Genomic DNA, 26,263 nt, shown 5'->3' with positions numbered 1-26,263 from the left:
AGAAAAATGAATTTTTCCACGACTAAGCGGGTGGGAGTTCCCGAGCACTGCTTTTGGAAATAGGAAAAGATTTAATTCTTAATAACTAAACAATGACAGTTACCTTCTCATAGAGTTCTGGTAAACAATTTTGTCTCATACGGAACTTCGTCCCATGATTATGACCAGTTCTTGCATCAAAATCTACTAAAATATTTCCATTCTCAATAGAATTTAAGAAACCCTCGAAATTGAACTTCTGTAACATTAAAACTTTACAATAGCTATAATACTCTTTATCGTTTTCTTTTTTCACCTCTGCTTGAACATAAAAACAATTGATCAATTTTGTTCCAGCTTTATTTGATAAATCATCAAAGCCCCAATATGGTTGAGGATTTAATTCACTAAGTCCTATTCGCTTATTAACTTGTTTCAACCATGATTTATGTTTGCATGATACTTTTGTGTTGTCAAAAGAAATTAAAACTTTTTTATCGTTTCTATTTATCTTAACCATAAAACCTCTATCACTGGCTGACAGCCCATGAATTGTTTGTCGAAAGCTCATTTCATTTTTAGGATATTTCTTTCCAGCTTCTTTATGCTTCCAACCATATTTTAAAAGAAATAATTGCGGAACAAATCTAACTGCTCTTGGTGATGGTTCAATATGTAATAATGTTGTAAGAGAGGTTGAGTTAATGCGTTGAGATTTCAGCTCCCACTCTGCTGCATTAGGCATCGGCAGATTATTTTCTGTAATACCTAACAAGTCTTCAAGAGTATTTCCAATACCGCCTGAGTTTCCATGTCTAGCATTTTCAATCCATCCTCTTGCTGCGATATCTTGTAGTTCTTTTATTAAACTTTCCTTAGTGAAAATTTTCATTCTGTTTTTTGAAAAAGAGTAAGTGGTCTATACTTTAATAATTCACTGTGTTTTTTATTCCGTTCAATTCTTTCCTCAGAATTTTTGCAATACTCGGGGGAAAGTTCGATACCAATAAATTTTCTTTTTAGTCCCATAGCGACTATTGCTGTTGTACCACTACCCATAAAAGGATCTAAGATTATTTTAGAGGTTGTTGAAGCTATTATTCTATCGATAAGTTCAACAGGAAATGGCGCGGGATGAGTATTATTCATTTCTTGTTTAAATTCCCATACATCACCATAAGCATTTGCTTTCGGAGCCAGTTTAAATTTTTGTTTAGGGATTAAGTAAATTACTTCATAAGTAGGAAGAAAATAACCGGGATTAAAATTTATTCCGCCTTTTCTTTTCCAAATAATTATTTGTCTGACTGGTAAATCTCTAATAATATCTTTGCGGTCTTGTATAACGCCATCTTGGACTCGCCATTTGTGATTATAAAAGATTGCACCATCATCTTTTATAAGACGGAACATTTCTTTTAAACAATTATACTGCCATTCCGCATATTTCTCATGAGGCATATTGTCATCATAATTGTTATAACCGTTAACTAAAGCCGCACCAGCCCACTTTCCGCCCCTACCATCTTTCATTCCGTTACCCGTCGAGTTTTTTAAATTATACGGAGGTGATGTGACAACTAAATCCAGACATTTATTGGGCATCTGCTTCATCGTAACTAAACAATCACCACAAATAATTTTATTAATAAAATTATCCGGAAATTTCATATTAGGTTTTTCGTTAATCAAAAGATGAAGTCCATTTCATAAAATAAAGAGTTTATGTAATTCTATCAAATAATATAAGAATTGTATAAATATTATTCTATAGAAAATGCGAATATTCACTCTGAAAAACATAGGATATTCATAATAATTATTTTACATATATTAAATTACTTCCTGAGCAAAGATTGAAAGGAAGGTGAAATAGTATAAGTATTAGAAAAACAATTAATAAATTGTAAGAATTTAGTCATTTTAGTCTGGAAGTGGTAAATAGAGTTTTTAAAAGAAATTTGAATGGAATCTGATTGTATTTGATTGAAACGATATGGACAGTAAAACCTTATTAAAGGTATAAAATTATTTAATTGATTTCATTATGGATGAGAGAAAAGAGATTTCCAAACAGGTAATTATATTCTTTGTGATATTGTCATTAATGACGACAGGGGTTTTTCTCTGGATGTTCAGCGGTGCAAAAGAGAATATTGCTGCAATACTACTGATGATGTACACCCCCGCAATTTCTGCAATAATAACTTCTTTAATACATAAAGATAAAATCGGTGGCTACGGATGGAAGCCCGGGAAGATAAAATATCTGGGTTATGCATATTTATTTCCTCTGGCTGTTTCACTAATTGCTTATGGAATTGCGTGGTTTTCGGGACTTGCAGAATTCACTGCGGATCAAGTTGTAAATTACAAATGGTCTAAGATGCTGGGATTTGAGCTGCCGGCACCATTCATCGTTGGTGCTCTTTCAAAAATGACGCTGGGATTCTTATTTACTTGTATTTCTGTACTTGGGGAGGAAATCGGGTGGAGCGGATTTTTAACGCCAAAGCTATTGAAAATATTTCCAGTGCCTGTTACCTCTTTGATTGTAGGGTTGTTCTGGTCGGTTTGGCATTTCCCTGCAATCATCGGCGGATTCTACGGTCAGGGTACTCCGCTTTGGGTTGCATTACCCGGGTTTACGCTTGTACTGGTCGGGTATTCTTTTATGAGAACAATGCTTGTTAAGAAATCAAAAAGTTTGTGGACGGGTGTTGTGCTTCATTCAAGCGGAAATATTATACTGTTGGGGATGTTCTGGGAAATGACAGTGCAAAAGGACTTTGCCGCTTACTTTGTATCCGAGACCGGGATACTGACGGGGATTGTTTGCTTAATATCGGCAATAATAATCACTTTGTTCAAAGGCGGCAAAGAAAAGGAATAGATACGAAAAACAAGTTGCGGTTTCTTTGACAGCTATTTGATTTGTTCTTTGTTTATTGTTTAACTGGATTCCCAAGGAATATCGCATTCGGGACTGATGAGCGGGGTGTTTTTTTACGGACTTGTTTCGGGACAGTATACAGTAACAAGAGGATGGTATATGAAATAATTCGGGTTTATTGTTATTTTATTCGTAATTATATTTATGCGGGATTATGTAATCCCGTATTTTGTTTTATAGAATATATTGATTGAAAGTGGTCACTGAAAAGAGTAATATATAATTTTGATGTTAAGAGCTTTTTAACACGAAAACACCAAGGCACAATTAGAGATTATTTTAATTGGGGATGAACCGGAGTTTTAACTTTTCAGGTGCGGTTGCGTATTCAAATTAGACTTATCATCATACAATAGCGGGAGGGATAAAATGATACGAGTTATACTAATTGTAATTGCATTAATCTGCGGTTTTTCAGAGAGCAATGCGCAGTGGATTGTAGATACTCTTAAGACTAATACAAGTGTCAGCGAAGTTGATATAAATTTTCTATCATCCACACCAATAATTGACGGGGTAATTGATAAGAATTTGGAATCACTTCCTGAGAGGAAATTTTCTTACATATCGAGGATGATAAACGATGCGGCTCCATTGGTAACGTACAGAATTGGTTACGGCACCGAGTTTTTGTATGTTTACATTGAGGCAAAGACGGAGTTTTTAACCTTCCGAGACCGTGCATATCAGAATGGAGACGGATTCCTTTTATTAATTTGCAAACCTCAAACTGACAATAAACCAGCGGACGAATTTTATGAGCTTGCCTGTTCAGCTGTAAACTCACCAGATAAAGAATGGACGCGTCATATATTCTGGAACTACAATGTTGACAGAATATTTTTACCGACAAGCACGGATACAAAGCTCGAATTCGCTGAAGGTGATGGAAAGATTAGTTTTGAATTATTGCTGCCCTGGACCGACGTAAAGCCAAACCATCCATGGCTTTCAGAGGGAATAGGATTTAACCTTACGTTTTGCAAGGCAGTAGAACCGAAGGGGCAAATCTGGTATCAGACATCGGATGATAATTCTGGTGCGGAATTTCAGAAAAGGAAATATGAGATAATGCGATTTCAGAGACCTGTAATGGAAGGAAAGCCGCAAACATTTGTATCATTCAGAGAAGGGCACACTATGGAGGGTAATGTGATAAATGGTGAGGCAATAACAATTTCCAATGAAACAATAAAAGAGAATGTATTTATTATACAGGAATCGGGCGAAAAGCCAGCGGTTATTGATGTGTTGAAATATGATTGCACACTCGGATTAACGAGGCATGAGTTTACGCTAAACATCAAACAAGCCCCTGAAGGTGCGTATATGTTCAGATGGAAATCACAGAATAGGTTAAGTTTAGGAGCGAATGGTTTATCAATATTACCAAAGTTCGACGAAAAGGAATTTGAAAATGTAGTGCAAAAAAACAAGGAAGTGCTTTCAAAGAGTTCGTATAGTACAATACAATTTATGATACAAGAATTAGGTGAAAAACTAAGAGCATTAAAAATTTACGAGACATGCAGGACAGAGAGAATCAATTTATCGAGATTAAACAAAGTGATTAATACTGTGAAGACGGGAATTGACCCATTTGAGAACAGCGCCGGTTTCATACGCAAGGCTTACCTTTCGAAAGTTGACGGTACTTTACAGCCGTATGTAGTTTATCTGCCTGAGAACTATGATAAGAACAAAAAGTATCCGTTGATGGTATATCTTCACGGAAGTGCATCGGACGAGAATAATATACGCGGAGTTCTTGGAATAATTCCAAAAGATTTCATCGCAGCAGGCCCGCTTGGGAGAGGAAAATCGAACGCATACTCACGAGACAATGCACAGGACGATATTGCTGAAGTAATTAACGCTGTGACTGAAGATTACAATGCAGATACAACACGAATTCTTTTAACAGGATTTTCGATGGGAGGATATGGAGTTTACAGAACGTTCTATGAAACGCCGAACAAATACAAAGCATTAGCTGTATTCAGCGGAGGACCTAATATAGGTTCAAGGTATGCACCGGCAGAGCTTGCACCTGATTTTACGGATGAAAAGAATCTTGGCTCTTTTAAGAATGTACCAATATTTATATTTCACGGGGAAAAAGATTTAAACGTAACATTGCAGGCGACATTAGATTTTGTAAACAAGATGAAAATGACGGGTGCAAAGATTGAATTACTTACTGAACCGGACAAAGGTCACGAATTTCCGGGAATTGCTACAGTAGAAAAATATCTGAGATGGGTTGAGAATGTGATGAGATAATATCAGAGTGTATTCCACGTATAAGTTTAGTCCGGAAATAGTACTGAACAATAACACTTAGATTTACGTATAATAATCAGATAAATAAAAAGGAAGGGGTACATCATGAAAAACTTATATGTACTTTTAATTGTAATATCTTTCCACATTACATCATTCAATTGCACCGCATTTGAAAAAGGAACAAAGTATACTTTCCCATTTAAACTTGTCAACAACAAAGTGCTTGTACCAGTAAATATTGGGGAATCAAGAACTTTTGACGTGATACTTGACAGCGGGTTCGGGTTTGACGGATTAATATTGTTTAACGGCGATCTTGCCGATTCTATACAGATAAGGAACAGAATGTCGGTTCAGATACCGGGAGCCGGAGACGGACCACCATCGAATGCAATAATGTCCGACTCGATGACGTTCAATTCGGGAAGCTGTGAGTTTACGAATCAAAGGATTATTTTTCTTCAGAACGAAGTATTCAAGAAATCATCCGCAGACGGCGTGATAGGATATACTTATTTCGGACACTACAAAGTTGAAGTGGATTATGACAACAAAATTATTACATTACACGAAAATACTGATACGATAGATGAGGCGGGTTGGGAGGTAATTCCTCTTACATTTGACTTAAATAACAAACCGCATCTTGATATATCACTTTCGATTGCCGGAGAAGAACCTGTTAAGCTGGATGTGTATATTGACTATGCGGCAAGTCTATCGCTGGAGCTTACGATAAAAGAAGGCATGAAGTTCGAACTTCCCGAAAAATATATAGCGGATTACGGAGGTTACGGTTTGAGCGGCGACGTGCATGGAAAGACAGCAAGAATACACGGCTATAAAATCGGGAAGTATGAATTCAGAGATGTGACAGCAACTTTCTTTGAAGGAAACTCGCGTTCGAAAGACAGGTATGCAGACGGAGTAATATCGAATGATGCGCTCCGCAGGTTTAATCTTGTGTTTGATTACAATGGGAAGAAACTACTAATAAAGCCTAATGATTCCTTTAATGAGCCGTTTGAGGTAGTAAATTAGTTGAAACCGGAAATAACATTAAATTTTCGAAATGGAAATTGATAATTTATCACAATGAAAAGTAAATTAACTGCGGAAACAAAGTATGAACTACTAAAGGAAATCTCGAATAAAATGAGGGATACTTTAGAGCTTGATGAAATACTTAATAAACTTCTTGATGCACTGAAGAATGTTGTAAAACACGATGCGTCGGGAATATTTATACTTAGTCAAGATATATCTTCGCATCCACATTACAATTTCCCGAAACAACACATAGCAGGTATTGCACAAAGGGGGTTTAACCTGCCGCCGGAAAAAGATGATATGTTAACCTCGGGTAAAGGTTTAATAGGGCATGTTATCAGCACAGGAGTTAGCCTTGTGATACCCGACGTACGGCTTGATTCACGGTACATTCCGGGCAGGAGGCAGACAAAATCCGAGATAGTAGTTCCGATAAGGAAGAACAACAGGACAATAGGTGCGCTTGATGTGGAGAGCGACAAAATAGGAGCATTCAATGAAACCGATTTAGAGATATTGAGTTTTTTTGCTGATGCGGCATCTATATCAATAGAGAGGGCAATGCTCCACACACAAATACTTGAAAAAGAAAAGGTTGAGAAGCAGCTTCAGATTGCGAGAGAAGTACAATCGAGACTTTTACCGCAGACCTCTCCTAAAATAAAAGGATATGAATTTGCGGGGTTGTGCATACCGACGTATGAAATCGGCGGTGATTATTTTGATTATATAAGAATTGATGAGGACAATACTGCAATAACGGTAGCTGATATTTCAGGTGACGGTATTCCAGCAGCGCTAATAATGACGGCATACAGGGCGCTTCTGCGTTCGCACGTAAAAACGTATAGTAATCCTTCAGATTTAATGCAGTATTTGAACAATCAGTTATCAGACTTCACGAGGAAGAAAGATTTTGTAACGGCATTTTACGGTATATTAAATACAAAGAACAATACTTTCCGTTACACTAACTGCGGGCACAATCCGCCGTTGCTATTTAGAGCGAATGGAAAAATTGAGCTGCTTGATTTACATGGTCCAACACTTTGTATAATGGAGGACGTGATATTTCAAACGGGAAAAACCAAGCTAAATCCGGGAGACCAGATTGTGCTTTACACTGACGGTGTAACAGAAGTATTTAATGACAAGAGAGAAGAATTCGGACTAGATAAGTTAATTGATGTAATTAGACCAAAAATAAAAATGCAGGTGAGTGATTTACTTCATAAGATTATTGAAGAAACAAAGAACTTTTCCAAGTCTGAATACTATAAAGATGATTACACACTGGTAATAGTGAAACGACAGAAAACGGTAAAGATAGTTGATTATTCGAGCAAACTAAAAAAGCACTTTAAAGATTTGAATTTAGAATGGCTGAACAAATACTTTGAGGTAGAAAAAGCGGATGAAATGATACTTAACAATCCGGAAAAGTACATAATAAATAAGGGAGGATTCATATTATTTGCAAAAGCAGAGGGTAAAATATGCGGGACAGTTGCAGTAAAAAGAATCAATGATGCAGAATATGAGATGACCAAAATGGCAGTATCGGAGGAATATCAGGGAAAAGAAATTGGTAAAAAACTTGCGAAGGAAGCAATTAAAAAAGCTGTTTCACTCGGAGCGGTGAAAATTGTGCTGGAAACGAGTTTAAAACTTGAAAAAGCCGTCAAATTGTACAAAAAGCTTGGATTTGAAGAAGTAAATTACGATGCAAACACAAAAACCCGGTACGAAAGACCGACAATAAAAATGGAATTAAATTTGTAAAATTTTAAGGTGTCCAGGTTAATCAAAAGGTACCTAATAATTGAATTTAATTTTAATAATATTTCTGCTAAATTTGTATGTTAATAAATTAATCATTAAATAAGGAGTAATACTTTGGCAGTAAAGATAACTGAAGAATGTATAGCCTGCGGAGCCTGCGAAGCAGAATGCCCAAACGATGCAATTTATGAAGCAGGAAAAGACTGGGTAATAGGCGGCGAGACGAAACCATCACTTTCAGACGAACATACATATATCGTCCCCGATAAATGTACTGAATGTGTAGGATTTCACGATGAGCCCCAATGTATACCAGCATGTCCTACAGAAGCAATTATATTGGATCCCGACCATGCAGAAACAAAAGAACAACTCATGGCAAAGAAGGAACATTTAGACAGTGTAGGCAGATAATAGATTTTAGTTCTAAATGAAGAAAGCTCTTTCACTCGATGGTGAAAGAGCTTTTCTCTTTATATGAAAAATTAATTAGTTTTCCCGAAGAACAAATTCATCGTACTCCATTTCAAAACGGAGTTTATGTTTAGATTCTTCTTGTGCAAGCATTTGAAATATAGCCTTCAGTTCAGGAATGTCGGTTTTCTGAGAGAGACGTGTGTATAGGTTGAAGGAAGATTTTTCGCGGTTCATTGCAACAATTAACGCTTCCTGATAGCTCATATCGGGTTTAATAACAACAGAATCGACATAATCGCTGATTTTAAGGTCCGAAATGCTTTCCGAAGAAGCGATAAATACTTTTTCCTCTTTTATCTTTTTTAGCTTAGCTTTATGTGCCACTTCTTCCTGAGCGAACTCAAGGAAGATGTTTTTCATATCCTTATTCTTCACTCTCTCGGCAAGCTGATTATAGAAATCAACGGCTTTCTGTTCAGAATCCATTGCAAATTCGAGGACATCGTCAATATTTTCAAATTTATCCATTAAAGTAATTTAAATTAATTTAATAATTCTTTTGATTCTTCAATTTGAGTGTCGAAGTACAGTTCAAAACGTTTCGTAAGATAATCGCAACCATAATCGAATAACTTCGATTTAGAATCTTCTGCTGTTATTTTCAAAGAATATAAACTTTCGACATTGCCTTCCACTTTATCATTCAACATAGATGCAATTTCAAGAGAAATATCCTCAGACTGAACTGTATTTTTCTTATCACTAAATAAAAATAATAATTCTATTATTTGTGTGACAGAATCTTTTTCAAGTTTTGACACAGATTCAGCGTCAAAATTGAGAATATACTTCTGCGTATTGGAATAGCTACCGCCTATTTCAAATGGATATGAAGCAGGAAGGATTACATCCGCAAGAGATGCAGTATCGGTCATGAAATAATCCTGAACGACTTTGAAATCCGACTTATTCAGCATAGCGATGATCTCATTTTTGTTGTAAGAACAACCAACGGGATCTTCGCCAAATATGAATAGGTTTTTCAGGTTATTGAACTTTTCAGATGTAATATTACCGTTATAAATATCCATATCAAAAAGTCCCTGAGAATTGTTCTTTTCTTTCAGAGAAATAAGCCCAGATGATGATTTTCCGAGTTTTCCAGTAATAAGCATAAGATTGAAAATCTCCATAGCTGTTTCCGATGCTACATTCTTCTCTGCAAAGATGAGCATTGCATTCGGTTCATTATTAAACTCTTCAATAAACTCAACGAGCTGATTCTTGGAAGCTATTCCGGACTGTTTGACAAGATCATTGAAGTCCAGAGAGAGAATATTTTTCTTATACTCATCAAAACCTTTTACACGATCATTTATGAAAACACTGTTTTCCATACTGTTGGATAGTATGTAATGATTAACAGCTTTTATAAAGCAGTAATATGAATCAACATTAATGATTTTATCTGCTTTGTTCAGAGTTCTGTCACACTCTTTATCCGTAATGACACTGACTATTACACCGTATTGTGTTTTTGCATTATTGACCATATACCCAACAACGGGGTTTTCATAATTTACTTCAGAACCGAGAAGATAGATTCTACCCGAGCCATTAATTTGAGAGAATGGAACGTTAGCTTCGGTTATGTTTAAGTAACCATCTCCCCTATTTAAATAGTGAAAACTTGAAGTATTAACTGATTTAACTGAAGCTGATAATTTTTTAATAAGGAATAATTCTTCGTTTGTCAGCCGAGCACCAGCAAAGAAAGCATTTTCATCAGGCAAAACAGATTGAATTTTCATCTTAATAACATCGAATACATTTTCAAAAGATGTTTCTTGAAACGTTCCATTTACTTTAATTAAAGGTCTAGTAATTCGTTTGCCGTCATTGAGGTATCTGTATCCGAATTTTGGGAAGCGACAGATATTTTCATCTTTATTAATTTCACCGCTCACTCCTGTTACTTTCATAACAAATCCATTTTTATGGTGTATTCTAATCGCACAACCGACAGAGCAATAATTACAGATTGATTCGAATGAATCGAGTTCGAGAGGGCCCGGTTTAAACTTGAAATTTTCAGTTATTGCACCTGTAGGGCATGTAGAAATACACATTCCGCAAGATTCACAATCAGTATCGAGAAGGCTTTCACCGAGGCTTGGAGCGACGTAAGACTCGAATCCCCGGTTAACAAGACCGAGAGCATTTGCACCCACAACATCTTTACAAATTCTAATACAACGAGAACACAGGATACATTTATTATTATCTATTTCAATAAAGGGATGTCTGAAGTCAACATCATATTTTTTGTATTCACCGTCAAACCTTGTCTGCACAGCTTCATATTCAGTTGAGTATTTCTTTAAGTCACAAGTGTAGTATTCTGTGCAACCGCATTCCATACATCTTTTAGTTTCTTCATGAGCTGCTTCGTGAGAATATCCAAGTTCTACTTCAAAGAAATTACTGCGTTTTTCAGGAGCAAGAGTCGGCATTTCTTTTCTAAGTTGTTCAGCGTATTTTCCTAAATAATCATCTTTTATCTGCTTCTCAAAATTTTCACGTTTAGATATAAACTCATACTTGTCACCAGTAATAGGCAAGTCAGATAAGTACTGATGACAGCTCTTTGCAGCTTTCCTACCCTGAGCAATAGCTTCAATAAGCGTAGCAGGACCAGTAACACCATCACCGCATGCGAAAACAGATTTTATTGAAGTCTGCAGGGTCTTTTTATTTGCATCAATATCACCCCATTTATTCACAATGAGTTTTTCATCTGAGTATTTATTAATATCGTCGATAAAGTTAACTTCAGTCTTCTGACCGATAGCGGCAAGTATGATATCAAGTTCAACGTTGAACTCTGAACCATCAACTTTAACAGGTCTTCTTCTGCCTGAGGCATCCGGTTCACCGAGCTCCATTTTATAGCATGATAAAGAATTAAGTTTACCATCATCGTTAACGTTTACTTTTGCCGGAGCAGTTAAGAACATATATTCAACACCTTCGAGTTTCGACTCATGAATTTCAATCGGATTCGCCGGCATTTCCTTTTCAGTTCTGCGGTAAATAATATAAACTTTAGAAGCACCGCAACGCATTGCGGTTCTGCAACAGTCCATAGCAGTGTTACCACCGCCGATGACTGCCACTCTCTTTCCTGAAAAGTCATATTTCTGGCCTGTCATCTCCATATTGCGAAGGAAATCGATACCTGAGTACACACCGTTCGCCTTGTCATTGTCGCAACCGATGCTCGTACCATTCTGTGAGCCAATAGCGAGAATTACGGAATCATATTTACCTTTCAAGTCCTTATAACTGAGCGAATCGCCAAGTCTTATATTATAATTAATATTAACACCCATCTGTTCGATGCTTTCTACTTCCTTATCAATAATATCATTCGGTAAGCGATAAGGTGGGATACCATAGCGAAGCATACCGCCGGGATGGGGGCTTGATTCAAAGACATCGACAGAATGTCCTTCGAGTGCAAGATAGTATGCAGAAGAAAGTCCGCCGGGTCCGGCACCGATAACAGCAACCTTTTTACTTGTAGCAGGTTTGCATTCAGGCATGTATTTATCGCCTGATTCAAAATCCATATCTGTAGCATATCTTTTCAGATAATCAATTCCAACGCCTTTACCTTCGAGTAGATTTCTTCTGCAGGCAACTTCACATGGTCTCACGCAAACTCTACCGCATATTGCAGGAAGAGGGTTCGTTTGTTTGATGAGTCCTATAGCATCGCGATACATTCCTTTGTTAATAAGGGCAATGTATCCCTGAACGTCAACGCCTGCCGGGCAAGTCTGTTTGCATGGAGCCATACAATCGGCATAGTGATTCGAAAGGAGTAGCTCGAGAGCAGATTTTCTTGATTTATGTACCTTTTCATTATCGGTATTAATTTTCATGCCTTCGACTATCTTGGTAGAACAGGAGGGCTGAAGACCACGTGTACCTTCTACTTCAACGACACAGACAAAGCAAGAGGAAAACGGAGTGAGTCTCTCGTCATTACACAGAGTAGGAATTTCAATACCGTGACGATTAGCAAGTTGCAGAATAGTCTCGCCTTCATATCCCGTAACAATTTTACCGTTAAGAATTATATTTAATTTATTATCCATTTAAAAAGAAACTTTGATTTTGAATTCAATAAACAACAATAGAATCAAACTTACATTTAGAGTAACAATCGCCACACTGAATACATTTTTCCTGATGAATAAAGTGCACCTGTTTCTTTTCGCCCGTAATTGCTTCGGTAGGACATCCACGCTTACAGACCATACAACCCGTACACTTTTCGGGAATAATTTCATAAGTAAGAAGTTTCTTACAATAAAGAGCAGGACACTTTTTATTATTGATATGAGCTTCGTACTCATCACGAAAATACTTAATAGTAGTTAGAACCGGGTTAGGTGCTGTTTGACCGAGTCCGCAAAGAGAGGCATCTTTAATCTGGTAAGCAAGCTCTTCAAGTTTTTCCAAATCATCGGGACGACCTTCGCCTTCAGTAATACGGGTAAGGATTTCAAGCATACGTTTAGTACCGACACGGCAGAATGTACATTTTCCGCAGGACTCCTTACAAGTAAATTCAAGAAAGAACCTTGCAACATCTACCATACAAGTTGTTTCATCCATGACAACCATACCACCAGAGCCCATAATAGCGCCTGTAGCGTTAACGGAATCATAATCAACAATAGTATCAGAAAGATATTCAGGAATGCAGCCACCTGACGGACCGCCAAGCTGAACAGCTTTGAACTTCTTATCACCTATTATACCACCACCGAGTTTATAAATTATATCTTTAATTGTAATACCCATAGGTACTTCAACGAGTCCGCCGTTTTTAATCTTGCCTGTCAAAGCAAAAACCTTTGTCCCTTTACTTTTTTCGGTACCATAAGCAGCATAAGCTTCGGCTCCGTTAGTAATTATCCAAGGAATATTTGCGTATGTTTCCACGTTGTTAATGTTAGTCGGTTTCTTCCATAAGCCTGAGACTGCGGGGAATGGAGGACGTTTACGAGGCATACCTCGTTCACCTTCGACGGATGCGATTAAAGCAGTCTCTTCACCGCATACGAATGCACCTGCACCTTCTTTAATGTAGATATTGAAATTAAAATCATCGAGACCGAGTATTTTCTTTCCAAGATAACCTTTTGCACGGGCCTGTTCGATTGCTATATTAAGACGTTTGATTGCGAGGGGATATTCCGCACGGCAATAAATAACACCGTCGCCTGCTCCGATAGCATAAGCACCTATTATCATACCTTCGAGAACAGAATGCGGGTCGCCTTCAAGGACCGACCTATCCATAAAAGCGCCCGGGTCACCTTCGTCGGCATTACAGATTATATACTTTTCTTTGGATTGGCTGTTGTTAGCAAACTTCCATTTCAAACCTGTCGGGAAACCACCGCCTCCCCTACCGCGAAGGCCAGAATCAAGAATGGTTTTGATAACGTCCTGAGAGCTAAACTTTTCGTTCACAATCTTTTTAAAAGCCTCATAACCGCCACGAGCTTCATACTCCTCAATGCTTTCAGGGTCTATATAACCGCAGTTACGCAGAGCAATTTTAACCTGACCATCGAAATACTGATTAAATCCTGTTTCGATGACATCGGACTTCACAAGATATTCCTTCACAGGAGTATAATTCACAAGATGTTTTTCGATTATTTCATCTGCTTTTTTAACATCAACTTCACCGTATAGGTAATGTCCAGTATCATCAATAATCTCAACGAGCGGTTCTTTAAAACACATACCGATGCAGCTTGTTTTCTTAAGTTTAAAATCGAGATTATCGGCTTCGCGAATTCTAAGAAGTTCATCATAGACCTTTCCTGCACCTGCTGCAAGACCGCAGCTACCAAGACCGACTATTATTTGTGTTTGAGACATATAATAAAAATTTTCTTTTCTATCGTTAATTATTTGAAATTTGCTGTTTTGCAGCGAGTGTTTCCTTACGCTTAATTTCCTTAATTACTTCGACAGCTTTCTTTCCGCTAAGTTTACCATAGGTTTCTTTGCTAATCATCATAACAGGAGCGAGAGAGCAGCAGCCGAGACATGCGACAGTTTCGAGTGTAAAAACACCGTCTTCAGTAGTTTCGCCGTCTTTAACGTTAAGGAAATTATGGACATCTTCCGTAACCTTTTTAACATTCTGAACATGGCATGCAGTACCATGACACATCCTCACTATATATTTGCCAGCAGGCTGTAATCTGAACTGTGCATAGAAAGTAACAACACCATACATATCGCTGATTCTCAGACCTGTTTTCTTTGAGATGTAATAAAAAGCTTCTTTAGGAATATAACCGAAAATATTCTGTGTGCCCTGAAGCAGAGGGATAAGATTACCCTTTTTATTTCTGTATTTGTATATTAAAGTGTCGAGAAGTGTTAGGTCGACCGCCTTTTTAGTTACGGATTTAACCTCTTTTTTATTTATACGTAAGACTCTCATAAGAAAATATAATTAATATAATAAATTAAAACAGCGTACTACCATTCAAGGCTTTCATCAAGTTTGATATTGTTAATATCCTCTTCGCTAAGTCCGTGCCATCTGCATCCTTTTTTAGTGCAGATAAAAAAGTCAATAAGCTTAGAGCGGGCACTAATAGAGACGCCACAAATAGGAGACCCACAGGAATGGCATTGTTTATTCTCGACCATTAAAGTATGGTCGCAATGAAAGCATCGTAAATCACCAACAGGTTTCCCCTCAGTAAGGAACAAGGTTGATTTAGCAGAAAATACATTCAGGTACGGACTGAGCAAAATATCCCCGGATTCATTTTTATCATTTACGAGTTTTAACTTAAGCATTTCAGCTTCTATCAAACTCTTCCTGCAATGCGGACAATATGCCTGAAGGAAAGTTCCTGCTTCAATAATTTCCAAGTTCTCATCTACATGTACATGGGTATGAATTTCATCGGGCTTTCTTTCGGGCAGAGAACTTTCGAAACCGTAAACCTGGTGAAATTTTCTGAGAGCATTATTGAGGTCCTCTATTTCGACAGTATGATTCCGGCATCCCGAGCGAGTACAAAAGCTAACCTTCCCTCCGATATCAAGTACGAGAGAAGCCATAGGAGCATTACATAGTTTGCACGACGAGGCCGATTTAATATCCTTGCCGCAGTGCGGGCAAGAGAAGACAGCAATTCTATCGACAGGATTTTCAACAGCTGAAGAATAATTAAAACTACCGTAGATAGAGCTGAGGTTTATTTTTCCTTTCGTGTTGGCAATTTCGATTTGTAAGGCAATACTTGCTTCATTATCGATGAGGACTTCAGAATCCATCAAAGATTTACTACAATGAGGACACTTAAGACTCAGGGAAAGAGTATTATACATATAACTGTATATTTAAATTTTAAAAAATGACATATCTATTCGGGAAAGTCATTCTTAAATTAATTAATTACTTTATTCAATATAATTAGAAATTGGTAATATCAAAATGCAAAACATATTTTATGAAGGTTGATGATTTTTTTACGGATTGAATTAAATAAAGAGAAATGAGGATAAATTACTATAATGGTAGAACATAAAACAACAGTGAAGGGAAGTACAATTTAAGTTTATTGACAGTATGATTATAAGTTAGTAAGACGGGTTTATGACCGAACGCCCCCTAAGTAAGGACTTAATAATGTATAATTATAGTGAATTGGAAGTGGAGTTGAAGTGGATATGAACCGGAGTTAGGAATGGATTATTATTCTCAACTTATCCAGAAAAGATGAAGTGTTTTTGATATTTTAATTATATTGCATTTAAAATAACACAAATATAAGTAATTGAGTTCCACAAATCAAGATCGGAATAATATTTTTTGTATTTCCTTTGATTTCAGATGATTTTTTTAGTAAAAACACAGCATAATATAAAAAATAAATAGATAATTCCACCAGATTTTTGAACAAAAAGCAGATTTATTTGGTTATAAATATAAAGCTTTTAATTGATAAAACAGCAAAATACATAGTTCGAGGAGCATCTCGACTGATGACAGAATAAAGCACAATAATAAACGATTCGGATGATACCCGATTTATTTGAATGAATTGACAGCAAATCGAATTATCATCTTTGCATAATTATATAATATTTATAAAAATAATTACGAGACAATTAATAATTTGAAAAGGAATGAAAAAGAAAATAGAAGTAGTAGAGAATCCGAGGATTCGTAAAATTTTAAAGCCTGCCATAAGGTTTTTTCAATTAGAGCAAGCAAGCGGTTTATTATTAATCGCAGTTGCAATAGTTGCTATTGTATGGGCAAACAGTCCACTAGCTTCATCATATTTCAGCATCTGGTCAAGCAAGGTAAGTTTCGGTTTCGGTGAATTTAAGATTGAGAAAGATTTTTTACACTGGATAAACGACGGTTTAATGGTTGTGTTTTTCTTCGTTGTAGGACTTGAGATAAAAAGAGAACTTCTCATAGGAGAGCTATCGAGTGTAAAGAATGCTGTAATGCCTGCTGTTGCGGCATTGGGCGGGATGATATTTCCTGCTATTATTTACTTCTCGATAAACAGTACAGGCGAAGCTGCACAAGGATGGGGTATTCCGATGGCAACTGACATTGCATTTGCAATAGGAATACTTTCAATACTTGGTAACCGAGTACCGTTTGCGCTGAAAATATTTCTAACAGCAGTTGCAATAATTGATGATCTTGGTGCAGTAATAGTTATTGCCGTCTTTTATTCAACAAATATTTCTTTAATGATGCTCGGTGCTGCAGGAATAGTGCTTATAATTTTGATAGTATTAAATTACCTGCAGATTAAGTCACCGCTTGTGTATATTTTATTCGGATTAGTACTATGGTTTTTATTTTTGAAGAGCGGCGTGCATGCAACGATTGCAGGTGTGGTACTTGCATTTACGATACCGACAAAGACTCGAATGAACGGCAAGAAGTTTTTTGATGAAACAAGCGATGCACTGGCAGAGATGAAAGAAAGGGATCTTGTTAAGGATGAGAACAGGATTTCGGTGTCAGTGAACGAAGTACTATACACAATAGAAGAGAATTGCGAAAAAGCAACAGCCCCAGCACACAGACTTGAGCATAAACTACATCCATACGTTGCATTTTTCATCATGCCTGTTTTCGCACTTGCAAATGCCGGAGTATCATTGGGAGGAGTAAGCGGCGGTGTAATAAACGGAGTAACTTTAGGAATAATAGCCGGCTTATTTATAGGCAAAGTACTTGGTGTAGGATTATTTTCGATGGCAGCTGTGAAGCTTGGATTAGGAGTATTACCTACGGGTTCGAGTTTACGACAGATTATCGGAACCGGATTTTTAGCCGGGATTGGCTTTACGATGAGTTTATTTATAGGTTCGCTGGCATTCAACAATCAGGAACTGATTGATTTTGCAAAGATAGGAATAATAACCGGATCTTTGTTTTCGGGAATAGTAGGATACATGATATTAAAAAAGGGTTAATACAGAACAGTATCTTTAAAGATTAAGATTGTTTTTGCATATAATCAAATAAATCAAGGAGTTATTTTTGTGTTCGCAAAATGAATTTGTATAATATAAATTAAATTATTAACAGGAATAAATGTGATTAGTTTCAGAAAGTTTACGAAAGACAATTATCAAAAAATAGTAAATTTTGAGAATATCAATCCATTTGATATACTCGGACCGCATTACAACAGCGAGAAGAAAGAGTTCTTTGTTAACTGTTATTTTCCAAATGCAGAAGAAGTAAGAATAATACCAGCAATACAAACGAGGAAAGAGCAAGTCATGAAGCGTGTAGAAGGGTCGGATTTATTTCAGGCAAGTTTCAGGAATGTAGCAGAAGAATTTAGTAATAAATTCAGCGTGAAATATTCGGAAGGGTATCCAATCGAAATGGAAGACCCATACAGCTTTCATACAGATATAACAGATTTTGACCTTTACCTGCTGGGTACGGGTAGTCTTCATAAGAGTTATGATAATTTCGGAGCAAGGGTGAAAGAAAAAAGAGGAGTAAAGGGTGTTGAGTTTGTTGTATGGGCACCGAGCGTACAGGCGGTTTGCGTAACAGGAAATTTTAATCAATGGGGTATCGGAAATTTTCCAATGCACAACGTAAACGGCTCGGGAGTCTGGGCTCTTTTCATACCCGGCATTGACGAAGGGGAAGTATATAAGTACGGATTAAAGCCTTGGGAGGGTGACGTGTTTTTTAAAAGCGACCCATATGCATTTCAGATGGAAGTAAGACCGAAGACGGGTTCAATAGTCTGCAATATTGAAGGGTTTGAATGGAACGACGAAGAATGGATGAAAAAGAGAGAGGGTTTTGATTTTCAAAAAGAAGCGATATCAATATACGAATTGCATCCCGGAAGTTTTAAAAGAAATGAGGAAGGAGGGTTTTTAAATTATAAAGACCTTGCGATAGAGGTTGTGAATTATGTAAAGGAAATGGGTTACACACACGTAGAGCTAATGCCTATTATGGAGCATCCACTTGATCAGTCGTGGGGATATCAGGTAATAAATTATTTTGCACCAACGAGCAGATTCGGTACGGCAAAAGATTTCATGTGGTTTGTTGATTACTGTCATAATTCAGGAATAGGGGTAATTCTTGACTGGGTACCAGCCCATTTCCCGAGCGATGAACACGGACTTGCGAGTTTTGACGGTTCACAGCTATATGCATACAAAAGCTGGAAGAAGGGTTACCACATGGACTGGGGAACTTTTGTGTTTGATTACGGAAGGAATGAAGTAAGAAATTTTCTGATATCGAATGCAATATACTGGTTAGACAAGTATCACATAGACGGACTGCGCGTAGATGCGGTAGCCTCGATGCTATATCTTGATTATTCAAGAAAAGAAGGAGAATGGGAACCGAATATTTACGGCGGAAGAGAAAATCTTGAAGCGATAGAATTCATAAAAGAGTTAAATGTAAAAGTACACGAATACTTCAAAGGAGTAGTGATGATAGCGGAGGAAAGCACAGCTTTTCCGGGTGTAACGCTGCCTGTATATCTCGGCGGGCTAGGCTTTGACATGAAATGGAACATGGGATGGATGAATGATATACTTAAATATTTTTCTAATGACCCTGTACACAGAAAGTATCATCATAATCTGATAACATTTTCCATGTGGTATGCATTCAGCGAGAATTTTATACTGCCTATATCACACGATGAGGTTGTACATGGAAAGAGAACACTGTTTGAAAAAATGCCCGGAGATGCATGGCAGAAGTTTGCGAACTTAAGACTCTTTTTTGGTTTTATGTTCGGACATCCGGGAAAGAAATTAAACTTTATGGGAAATGATATTGCGATGTACAATGAATGGAATTGCGATAGCAACATTGACTGGTATCTTGCAGACTTTGACATGCATAAAAAGGTTAATCTCTTAGTAAAGGACCTGAATTCTTTATATAAAAGTTACAGAGCTTTGAGCGACATAGATTTTAAGAACGAAGGATTTGAATGGCTCGATTTTTCCGATTGGGAGAACTCAGTAATTGCATTTATAAGAAAATCGAGAGACGGTAAACAGTCAGTAATGTTCACTTTTAATTTCACACCTGTAGTAAGAGAGAATTATATAATAGGTGTACCTTTTGAAGGTTACTACAGAGAAATACTTAACACAGATGCACTTGAATACGGAGGCAGCGGAGTCGGTAACGGTGGAGGGGTACACACAACGAAGGAGAGAAGATTCAACTGGGAGAACTCAGTTAGAATAAACCTGCCGCCACTTGGAGCTAATGTATTTGTGTATGAAAGGGAGTAAGTGATGAAATTACATTTATGCATACACGGACATTTTTACCAGCCTCCTAGAGAAAATCCATGGACGAACTTGATTGAGCAGCAGCCATCGGCGGCTCCATTTCACAACTGGAACGAAAGGATATTTCAGGAATGCTATAAACCAAATTCAGAGGCTGTGATAGTTGACGACACGGGAAAAGTTTTAAGAAGTGTAAATAATTACGAATATCTCAACTTTAATTTCGGACCTACACTACTTAACTGGATTGAAGAAGAGCACAAAAACACATACGACAGAATAATAGAAGCTGACAAGAAGAGCATTTCAGAACACAACGGTCACGGTAATGCTATAGCACAGGTTTACAACCATATAATAATGCCTCTTGCAAACAAAAGAGACAAGACAACGCAGGTCAGATGGGGTGTTAAGGATTTTGAATACAGATTCGGCAGAAAACCCGAAGGAATATGGCTATCGGAGACGGCGTGCAACAATGCGACAATGGAAGTACTTATTGAAGAAGGGATAAGGTTTACAATACTTGATCCGTCACAGGCAGAAAAGATAAGGAAGATAGGGACGTCAAACTGGGAAGAAGTAATCGGGGGCAGAATCAACACTAAAATTCCGTACAGATTTTTTTCTAAGAGACAATTCGGTTATATAGATATATTTTTCTATGACGGGGCGCTTTCTAAAGGTCTTGCGTTTGATGATGTAGTATATGATTCGAAAAGATTAATGGAAAAAATTGATTCAGCAAAGATTAGCAATTTCAAAGAAGACCAGCTTATATCGATGGCAGTTGACGGGGAGACATTCGGACATCACAAACATTTTACAGAAAGAACGATAGCGTTTTTGCTCACAGAGTATGCCGAAGCAAACGGATACAAAGTAGTAAACTATGGTGAGTATCTATCGCTGCACGAACCTGAGTACGAAGTAACATTAAACGAAGGAAACAGAGGTGAGGGTACTTCATGGAGCTGCGTACACGGTGTTGCGAGATGGAAGAAGAACTGCGGATGTCACACAGGCGGGCATGACGGCTGGAATCAAAGATGGAGAAGGCATTTAAGAAATGCATTCAACCATCTTAACAGCAAACTGGGAATACTGTATGAATTAGAAGGAAAGAAATATTTTAAGAATGTCTGGAATGCACGAAACGATTACATTAACATTATATTAAAAGGGGATAGAAAAGGATTTTTTGCAGAACATGCGATTAAGAAATTAAGCAAAGCTGATACAGATAAAGCGATTAAACTGCTTGAGATGCAAAGATATTCAATGCTTATGTTTACGAGCTGCGGATGGTTTTTTTCTGATATATCAGGTATAGAATCTAAAAAAGTTCTGGAATATTCAAAGCGAGCAATAGAGCTTGGAGAAAGTATTTCCGGAATTTCTTTACACGATGAATTTCTCGATGAGCTCGAAAAAGCTAAGAGCAACATACCTGAATTCAAGAACGGAAAAGAAATATATTTGAAAATTGGAACAGAGAAAAATGATAGATTATAGTTTTTTGAAAGAAAGCAAGACTGCTGATAAATGGGAAAAAATTGGTTTTAATAGGCGAGCAGGTGTTGCAGTTCCGTTATTTTCAGTAAAATCAAAGAAAAGCATTGGCATAGGCGAGATACCCGATATAAAACTGATAGTGCAATGGTGCGTACAGACAGGGAATACAATACTTCAGTTATTACCGCTGAATGATACCGGGTATGACTATGCACCTTATAACTGTGTTTCCTCTTTTGCGTTAGATCCGATGTACATATCATTACAATCACTAAAGGAAGTTAACTTAGTACCTTTCAAAAGGGATATAAGAGAATTAAGGCAAAAATTCAGCAATACAAACAACAAGGTCAACTACGCAATCAAGCAGAACAAGATAGAGCTTTTATGGAGGATATACAAACGTTCATACACAAAGGGAATAAGGAGGTTTGATAAATACGTAGAAGGAAACAAGTACTGGATTGAAGATTATGCGGTATATAAAGTACTTAAACATATAAACGGAAACGAAACATGGGAAAGCTGGGATGAGCATTACAGGTTAAGGGATGCAGACCGGATAAAAGAATTTGAGAAAGAAAACTTTGAGAAGATACATTTTCATTACTGGGTACAATGGCAACTATATGAGCAGTTTAAGAGTGCTAAGAAATACGCTGCTGAAAAAGGCGTATTGATAATGGGAGATATACCATTTCTGGTAAGCCGCGACAGCTGTGATGTGTGGTCGAGAAGGAATTACTTTGAGCTTAGTTTACAATCGGGAGCCCCGCCCGATATGTATTTTGCCAACGGACAACGATGGGGTATGCCGCCGTATAACAGGGCAACATTAGAAAGTGACGGACATAAATATTTCACAGACAGGCTAATGTATGCAGAAAACTTTTATGACATGTACAGGATTGATCATTTTGTAGGATTTTTCAGGGTATGGACGATAGACAGAATGCAACCTGAAGAAACGGGGGGATTGAACGGTAAATTTTCTCCGGAGGATGCAAACGTATGGGAAGAGTCAGGAAAGAAGATACTTGATTCAATAGTTTATAAATCAAGATTACTTCCATGTGCAGAAGACCTCGGAACGGTACCTGAATGTTCAGCGCGTGTTCTTTGGGAATACGGAATACCCGGAATGGATGTACAAAGATGGATAAAAGATGCGAATGATTTCATCCCGAGAGAGAAATTCCGCTGGCTGACAGCGGCTACTGTCTCGACACATGATTCTTCTTCATTAATAGAATGGTGGCACAATGAAGCCGGAACTATAGACGGATTACTATTTGAAAGACTTCTAAAGAATAAGGGTTTTGACACTGAGCAAATTAATGAGGTTAAAGTCAAATTGTTCGACCTTGAGAATTCTAATTATAACAGGTTATACTGGAAACAAGAAATTAAAACAAGAGAAAAGTTTTTAGATATTTTAGGTTTGAAAACAGAAAATAACTGGGATTTAGTGATACTTTATGATGAGAGCTACGGAGAAAAGGAAAAATTTGTTAAAAGAGTTTTCAGCAGTGAAAAGGAAATGAATTTTTTCAGAGAAAACGGAAAGGTAACAACAGATTTCATAAGGAAAATTCTTAATTTCGTTTGCGGAACAGATTCAATATTCTGTATTCATTTACTGCAGGAGTACTTATGCCTTGATGAGAATTTTTTAAGAATAGCCGAAGAAAGGTCAATCAGGATTAACTTTCCGGGTGTTGTGAATGACGAGAACTGGACAGCGGTGCTACCTTTTAAACTTGAGAAAATATGTAGATTAAATATTAACAAAGAGATATACGAAATGAACTCTAAATTCGACAGAGTTTAATTGGATAAGAGAATAAATATTGAGGAATACAATTACGAGCTACCGGAAGAAAGGATAGCTCAGAAACCCTTACCAGAAAGGGCTGCATCAAAACTTTTATTCTATGACAAAGGAAATATAACCGAGAAAACATTCAGAGATATTAATGAATGCCTGCCAAATAATTCCTTTATGATATTCAACAATACAAAAGTAATAAATGCGAGAATTTTCTTTAAAAAAGAGACCGGGGCAAAGATAGAAATATTCTGTTTAGAACCGATTGGGAAGGGAATTGAGAAAGCTTTCGAAAGCATGAATGAATCAGAATGGAACTGTTTAGTAGGAAATGCAAGCAAATGGAGGGATGAAATACTCGTAAAAGATTTCACTATAGATAACAAAGCTGTGCAACTATATGCAGAAAAGACAAGAAAAGATACAGATGGATTCAGTATAAAGTTCAAGTGGGAGGGAGGGTACAGTTTTTCAGAGGTAATGAGCAATGCAGGAACCACTCCCCTTCCGCCATACATTAAAAGAAAAGCTGAAATATCAGACGGTGAAAGATACCAAACAGTTTTTGCAGACACAGAAGGTTCAGTAGCTGCTCCAACAGCAGGACTGCACTTCACAAAAGAGGTATTAAACGGATTGAATGAGAGAAATATTTGCTTTGATTTTATAACATTGAATGTTGGTGCAGGAACTTTCAAACCCATGAAAACCAATGACGTGTATGAACACAGAATGCACAAAGAAATTTTCACAGTAAGAAAGAGTTTTCTGGAGAACCTGCTTAACAACAATCATAAAAAGAAAATTGCGATCGGGACAACGAGTGTAAGAACGCTTGAGAGTCTGTACTGGCTTGGTGTATTTACTGAAAAAGATGGGTTTAATATAAAGCAATGGGAAGTGTATGAATTTATGAGCAAGGATTTACCGGAACCTGAGCAAGCGATTAAGAATCTTATAAAAAGGCTGGATAAGAGTGGAACTGATACAATAGAAGGAAGTACAAGTCTTATGATAATACCAGGTTATAAGTTCAAACTCGTTGATATACTTGTTACAAATTTTCATTTACCGACTTCGACATTGCTTTTACTTGTTTCGGCGTTTACTGGACCAGATTGGAAAAAGATATATGAATATGCTTTGAATAATGATTTTAGATTTTTAAGTTACGGAGATTCGTCAATAATAATACCGAAAGATTAATTATGAAAAATAATAATAAACTGCATTACTCAATACTTCCAACTCCGCTGCATAAACTTGAAAATCTTTCTAAGAAATTTAATACAAACATATTTTGTAAGCGGGATGACCTTACCGGATTTGCGTTCGGAGGGAACAAGACGAGAAAGCTTGATTACCTGATTTATGAGGCAATACAAAACGGAGCTGATACCATAATAGCAGTAGGTGCTTATCAATCGAACTTTTGCAGAATTGCCTCGGCATACGGAGCAGCGACGGGACTTGAGGTAAGGCTTGTTTTAGGCGGAGTAAAACCAGAAAGAGCAACAGGAAATTTGCTACTTGACAATCTTTTCGGGGCTCAGATACATGATGTAGAATCGTTTGAATGGGATGACTGGGAAAAAGAAGCAGATGTCCTGATGAAAAAGCTTGAACATTCAGGGAAGAAAGTTTATAAGATGCCTATAGGAGGTTCAACAAGCACGGGTGCAAAAGGTTATATTGACTGTATGAGAGAAATAAAAGAATTTTCAGAAAAAGAGAATATATATTTTAAGAACATATTTCATGCAACTGGTTCAGCGGGAACTCAGTCGGGATTGGTATTAGGAAAAAGTTACACGGGTTATGATGCAAGGATAAACGGAATAGCTATTACAAAAAATGCGAAACAAATTGCAGCCGAAGTAGAAGCATTATGCGCTGAGGCTGAGAGTAAGATTGAAACAGGATACAGAAAGGAAGATATCGTTGTCGATGACACATACATAGGTGATGCGTACGGTGCGGAGACTAAAGAAGCAAATGAAGCAATATCATTATTTGCAACGAACGAAGGAATACTCCTTGACAGAGTATATTCGGGTAAGGCTGCTGCAGGAATGATAGATTACATAAGAAAAGGAAAATTTAACAGCGGAGAAAATTTGCTGTATATACATACGGGCGGCAACATACAGTTATTCAAATGAGTTATACATAAAAATACATTGAAAGACAGATTCTATTGATATATTTTATTTAATAAATAAAGTAATTATATTACTGAATGGATATAGTATTTAATCAAAAGCCATTACCCGAAGAATATCCGGGTCATTACACGCATTACGTTGACCTTGTACCAGAAGGCAATATAATTAAGACTTTTGAGAAACAATCAGCGATAGCGCACGAGTTTTTATCGAATATACCGGAAGAACTAGGAGACCACACATACGCATTTGGGAAATGGACGATAAAAGATATTGTGGGGCATCTTTCTGACACAGAAAGGATATTCAGTTCAAGAGCACTTAGGATAGCCAGAGGAAGATACACAGCCATTACCGGGTTTTGAGCAGGATGATTACGTTAAGAAAGCGAAC

The 26,263-nt window shown here is 37.1% G+C and carries 19 protein-coding genes; 12 read left to right on the top strand and 7 right to left on the bottom strand.

Going from position 1 to position 26,263, the window contains the following annotated elements; all coding sequences use genetic code 11:
- Positions 1-85: 85 nt before the first annotated feature.
- The gene (locus WC644_12445; protein MFA5012745.1) at positions 86-871 is read right to left on the bottom strand and encodes an MvaI/BcnI family restriction endonuclease; all 786 of its coding nucleotides are present in this window, start codon (positions 869-871) and stop codon (positions 86-88) included.
- Positions 868-1,650, bottom strand: a complete 783-nt coding sequence (locus WC644_12440) for a site-specific DNA-methyltransferase (protein MFA5012744.1) — start codon at positions 1,648-1,650, stop codon at positions 868-870. Before WC644_12440 ends, WC644_12445 begins: the two co-directional genes overlap by 4 nt.
- A 376-nt stretch (positions 1,651-2,026) precedes the next feature.
- Here WC644_12440 and WC644_12435 point away from each other — a divergent pair, with 376 nt between their 5' ends.
- From WC644_12435 to WC644_12415, 5 genes are all read left to right on the top strand, one after another.
- Positions 2,027-2,872, top strand: a complete 846-nt coding sequence (locus WC644_12435; GenBank protein MFA5012743.1) for a CPBP family intramembrane glutamic endopeptidase — start codon at positions 2,027-2,029, stop codon at positions 2,870-2,872.
- A gap of 429 nt (positions 2,873-3,301) precedes the next feature.
- Positions 3,302-5,215, top strand: a complete 1,914-nt coding sequence (locus WC644_12430; GenBank protein MFA5012742.1) for a prolyl oligopeptidase family serine peptidase — start codon at positions 3,302-3,304, stop codon at positions 5,213-5,215.
- 105 nt (positions 5,216-5,320) lie between these two features.
- Positions 5,321-6,259: a hypothetical protein gene (locus tag WC644_12425; GenBank protein ID MFA5012741.1), complete on the top strand. Its 939-nt coding sequence runs from the start codon at positions 5,321-5,323 to the stop codon at positions 6,257-6,259.
- A 54-nt stretch (positions 6,260-6,313) separates the two neighbouring features.
- Positions 6,314-8,050: a GNAT family N-acetyltransferase gene (locus WC644_12420; protein MFA5012740.1), complete on the top strand. Its 1,737-nt coding sequence runs from the start codon at positions 6,314-6,316 to the stop codon at positions 8,048-8,050.
- Positions 8,051-8,164: 114 nt separating this feature from the next.
- The gene (locus WC644_12415) at positions 8,165-8,464 is read left to right on the top strand and encodes a 4Fe-4S binding protein (GenBank protein MFA5012739.1); all 300 of its coding nucleotides are present in this window, start codon (positions 8,165-8,167) and stop codon (positions 8,462-8,464) included.
- Positions 8,465-8,539: 75 nt separating this feature from the next.
- Here WC644_12415 and WC644_12410 read toward each other — a convergent pair whose 3' ends face one another.
- Genes WC644_12410 through WC644_12390 form a run of 5 tightly spaced genes read right to left on the bottom strand, consistent with a single transcriptional unit; the run spans position 8,540 to position 15,856 of the window.
- Entirely contained in the window at positions 8,540-8,995 is a 456-nt protein-coding gene (locus tag WC644_12410) for a ferritin family protein (protein MFA5012738.1), read from the bottom strand.
- Between the two features lie 14 nt (positions 8,996-9,009).
- Positions 9,010-12,630, bottom strand: coding sequence for an FAD-dependent oxidoreductase (locus WC644_12405; GenBank protein MFA5012737.1), 3,621 nt, complete (start codon positions 12,628-12,630; stop codon positions 9,010-9,012).
- A 25-nt stretch (positions 12,631-12,655) separates the two neighbouring features.
- Positions 12,656-14,434 carry an NADH-quinone oxidoreductase subunit NuoF gene (locus tag WC644_12400; GenBank protein MFA5012736.1) on the bottom strand — a complete coding sequence of 593 codons (1,779 nt, stop codon included), beginning with the start codon at positions 14,432-14,434 and terminating at the stop codon, positions 12,656-12,658.
- 25 nt (positions 14,435-14,459) lie between these two features.
- Positions 14,460-15,008: an NADH-quinone oxidoreductase subunit NuoE gene (nuoE, locus tag WC644_12395; GenBank protein MFA5012735.1), complete on the bottom strand. Its 549-nt coding sequence runs from the start codon at positions 15,006-15,008 to the stop codon at positions 14,460-14,462.
- Positions 15,009-15,046: 38 nt separating this feature from the next.
- Positions 15,047-15,856: a hypothetical protein gene (locus WC644_12390; GenBank protein ID MFA5012734.1), complete on the bottom strand. Its 810-nt coding sequence runs from the start codon at positions 15,854-15,856 to the stop codon at positions 15,047-15,049.
- An 855-nt stretch (positions 15,857-16,711) separates the two neighbouring features.
- Here WC644_12390 and nhaA point away from each other — a divergent pair.
- From nhaA to WC644_12355, 7 genes are all read left to right on the top strand, one after another.
- A complete protein-coding gene (nhaA, locus tag WC644_12385) occupies positions 16,712-18,031 on the top strand; it encodes a Na+/H+ antiporter NhaA (GenBank protein ID MFA5012733.1) in 1,320 nt (439 codons plus the stop codon).
- A 123-nt stretch (positions 18,032-18,154) separates the two neighbouring features.
- Entirely contained in the window at positions 18,155-20,362 is a 2,208-nt protein-coding gene (glgB, locus tag WC644_12380) for a 1,4-alpha-glucan branching protein GlgB (protein ID MFA5012732.1), read from the top strand.
- A gap of 3 nt (positions 20,363-20,365) precedes the next feature.
- A complete protein-coding gene (locus tag WC644_12375) occupies positions 20,366-21,877 on the top strand; it encodes a DUF3536 domain-containing protein (protein ID MFA5012731.1) in 1,512 nt (503 codons plus the stop codon).
- Complete coding sequence (gene malQ / locus WC644_12370; GenBank protein ID MFA5012730.1) at positions 21,849-23,708, top strand: 4-alpha-glucanotransferase; 1,860 nt, start codon at positions 21,849-21,851, stop codon at positions 23,706-23,708. Before WC644_12375 ends, malQ begins: the two co-directional genes overlap by 29 nt.
- Positions 23,709-24,911 carry an S-adenosylmethionine:tRNA ribosyltransferase-isomerase gene (locus WC644_12365; GenBank protein ID MFA5012729.1) on the top strand — a complete coding sequence of 401 codons (1,203 nt, stop codon included), beginning with the start codon at positions 23,709-23,711 and terminating at the stop codon, positions 24,909-24,911. It abuts the gene before it with no gap.
- Between the two features lie 2 nt (positions 24,912-24,913).
- Positions 24,914-25,867, top strand: a complete 954-nt coding sequence (locus WC644_12360) for a D-cysteine desulfhydrase family protein (protein MFA5012728.1) — start codon at positions 24,914-24,916, stop codon at positions 25,865-25,867.
- A 77-nt stretch (positions 25,868-25,944) separates the two neighbouring features.
- A complete protein-coding gene (locus tag WC644_12355; protein MFA5012727.1) occupies positions 25,945-26,235 on the top strand; it encodes a hypothetical protein in 291 nt (96 codons plus the stop codon).
- Positions 26,236-26,263: the final 28 nt, after the last annotated feature.

This window comes from Ignavibacteria bacterium (assembly GCA_041649015.1).
Classification (GTDB): Bacteria; Bacteroidota; Ignavibacteria; order Tepidaquicellales; family Tepidaquicellaceae; genus CAIKZJ01.
Note: the sequence above shows the minus strand (reverse complement) of the source record. Positions and strands in the feature narration are given on the sequence as shown.

What these genes read in the sequence shown, in the direction of transcription:
- WC644_12430 (MFA5012742.1), top strand. Translation starts at nt 3,302, where the DNA reads ATGATACGAGTTATACTAATTGTAATTGCATTAATCTGCGGTTTTTCA.
- WC644_12390 (MFA5012734.1), bottom strand. Translation starts at nt 15,856, where the DNA reads ATGGATTCTGAAGTCCTCATCGATAATGAAGCAAGTATTGCCTTACAA.
- WC644_12425 (MFA5012741.1), top strand. Translation starts at nt 5,321, where the DNA reads ATGAAAAACTTATATGTACTTTTAATTGTAATATCTTTCCACATTACA.
- WC644_12400 (MFA5012736.1), bottom strand. Translation starts at nt 14,434, where the DNA reads ATGTCTCAAACACAAATAATAGTCGGTCTTGGTAGCTGCGGTCTTGCA.
- WC644_12435 (MFA5012743.1), top strand. Translation starts at nt 2,027, where the DNA reads ATGGATGAGAGAAAAGAGATTTCCAAACAGGTAATTATATTCTTTGTG.
- nhaA (MFA5012733.1), top strand. Translation starts at nt 16,712, where the DNA reads ATGAAAAAGAAAATAGAAGTAGTAGAGAATCCGAGGATTCGTAAAATT.
- WC644_12405 (MFA5012737.1), bottom strand. Translation starts at nt 12,630, where the DNA reads ATGGATAATAAATTAAATATAATTCTTAACGGTAAAATTGTTACGGGA.
- nuoE (MFA5012735.1), bottom strand. Translation starts at nt 15,008, where the DNA reads ATGAGAGTCTTACGTATAAATAAAAAAGAGGTTAAATCCGTAACTAAA.
- WC644_12355 (MFA5012727.1), top strand. Translation starts at nt 25,945, where the DNA reads ATGGATATAGTATTTAATCAAAAGCCATTACCCGAAGAATATCCGGGT.
- WC644_12440 (MFA5012744.1), bottom strand. Translation starts at nt 1,650, where the DNA reads ATGAAATTTCCGGATAATTTTATTAATAAAATTATTTGTGGTGATTGT.
- WC644_12445 (MFA5012745.1), bottom strand. Translation starts at nt 871, where the DNA reads ATGAAAATTTTCACTAAGGAAAGTTTAATAAAAGAACTACAAGATATC.
- WC644_12375 (MFA5012731.1), top strand. Translation starts at nt 20,366, where the DNA reads ATGAAATTACATTTATGCATACACGGACATTTTTACCAGCCTCCTAGA.
- WC644_12420 (MFA5012740.1), top strand. Translation starts at nt 6,314, where the DNA reads ATGAAAAGTAAATTAACTGCGGAAACAAAGTATGAACTACTAAAGGAA.
- WC644_12410 (MFA5012738.1), bottom strand. Translation starts at nt 8,995, where the DNA reads ATGGATAAATTTGAAAATATTGACGATGTCCTCGAATTTGCAATGGAT.
- WC644_12360 (MFA5012728.1), top strand. Translation starts at nt 24,914, where the DNA reads ATGAAAAATAATAATAAACTGCATTACTCAATACTTCCAACTCCGCTG.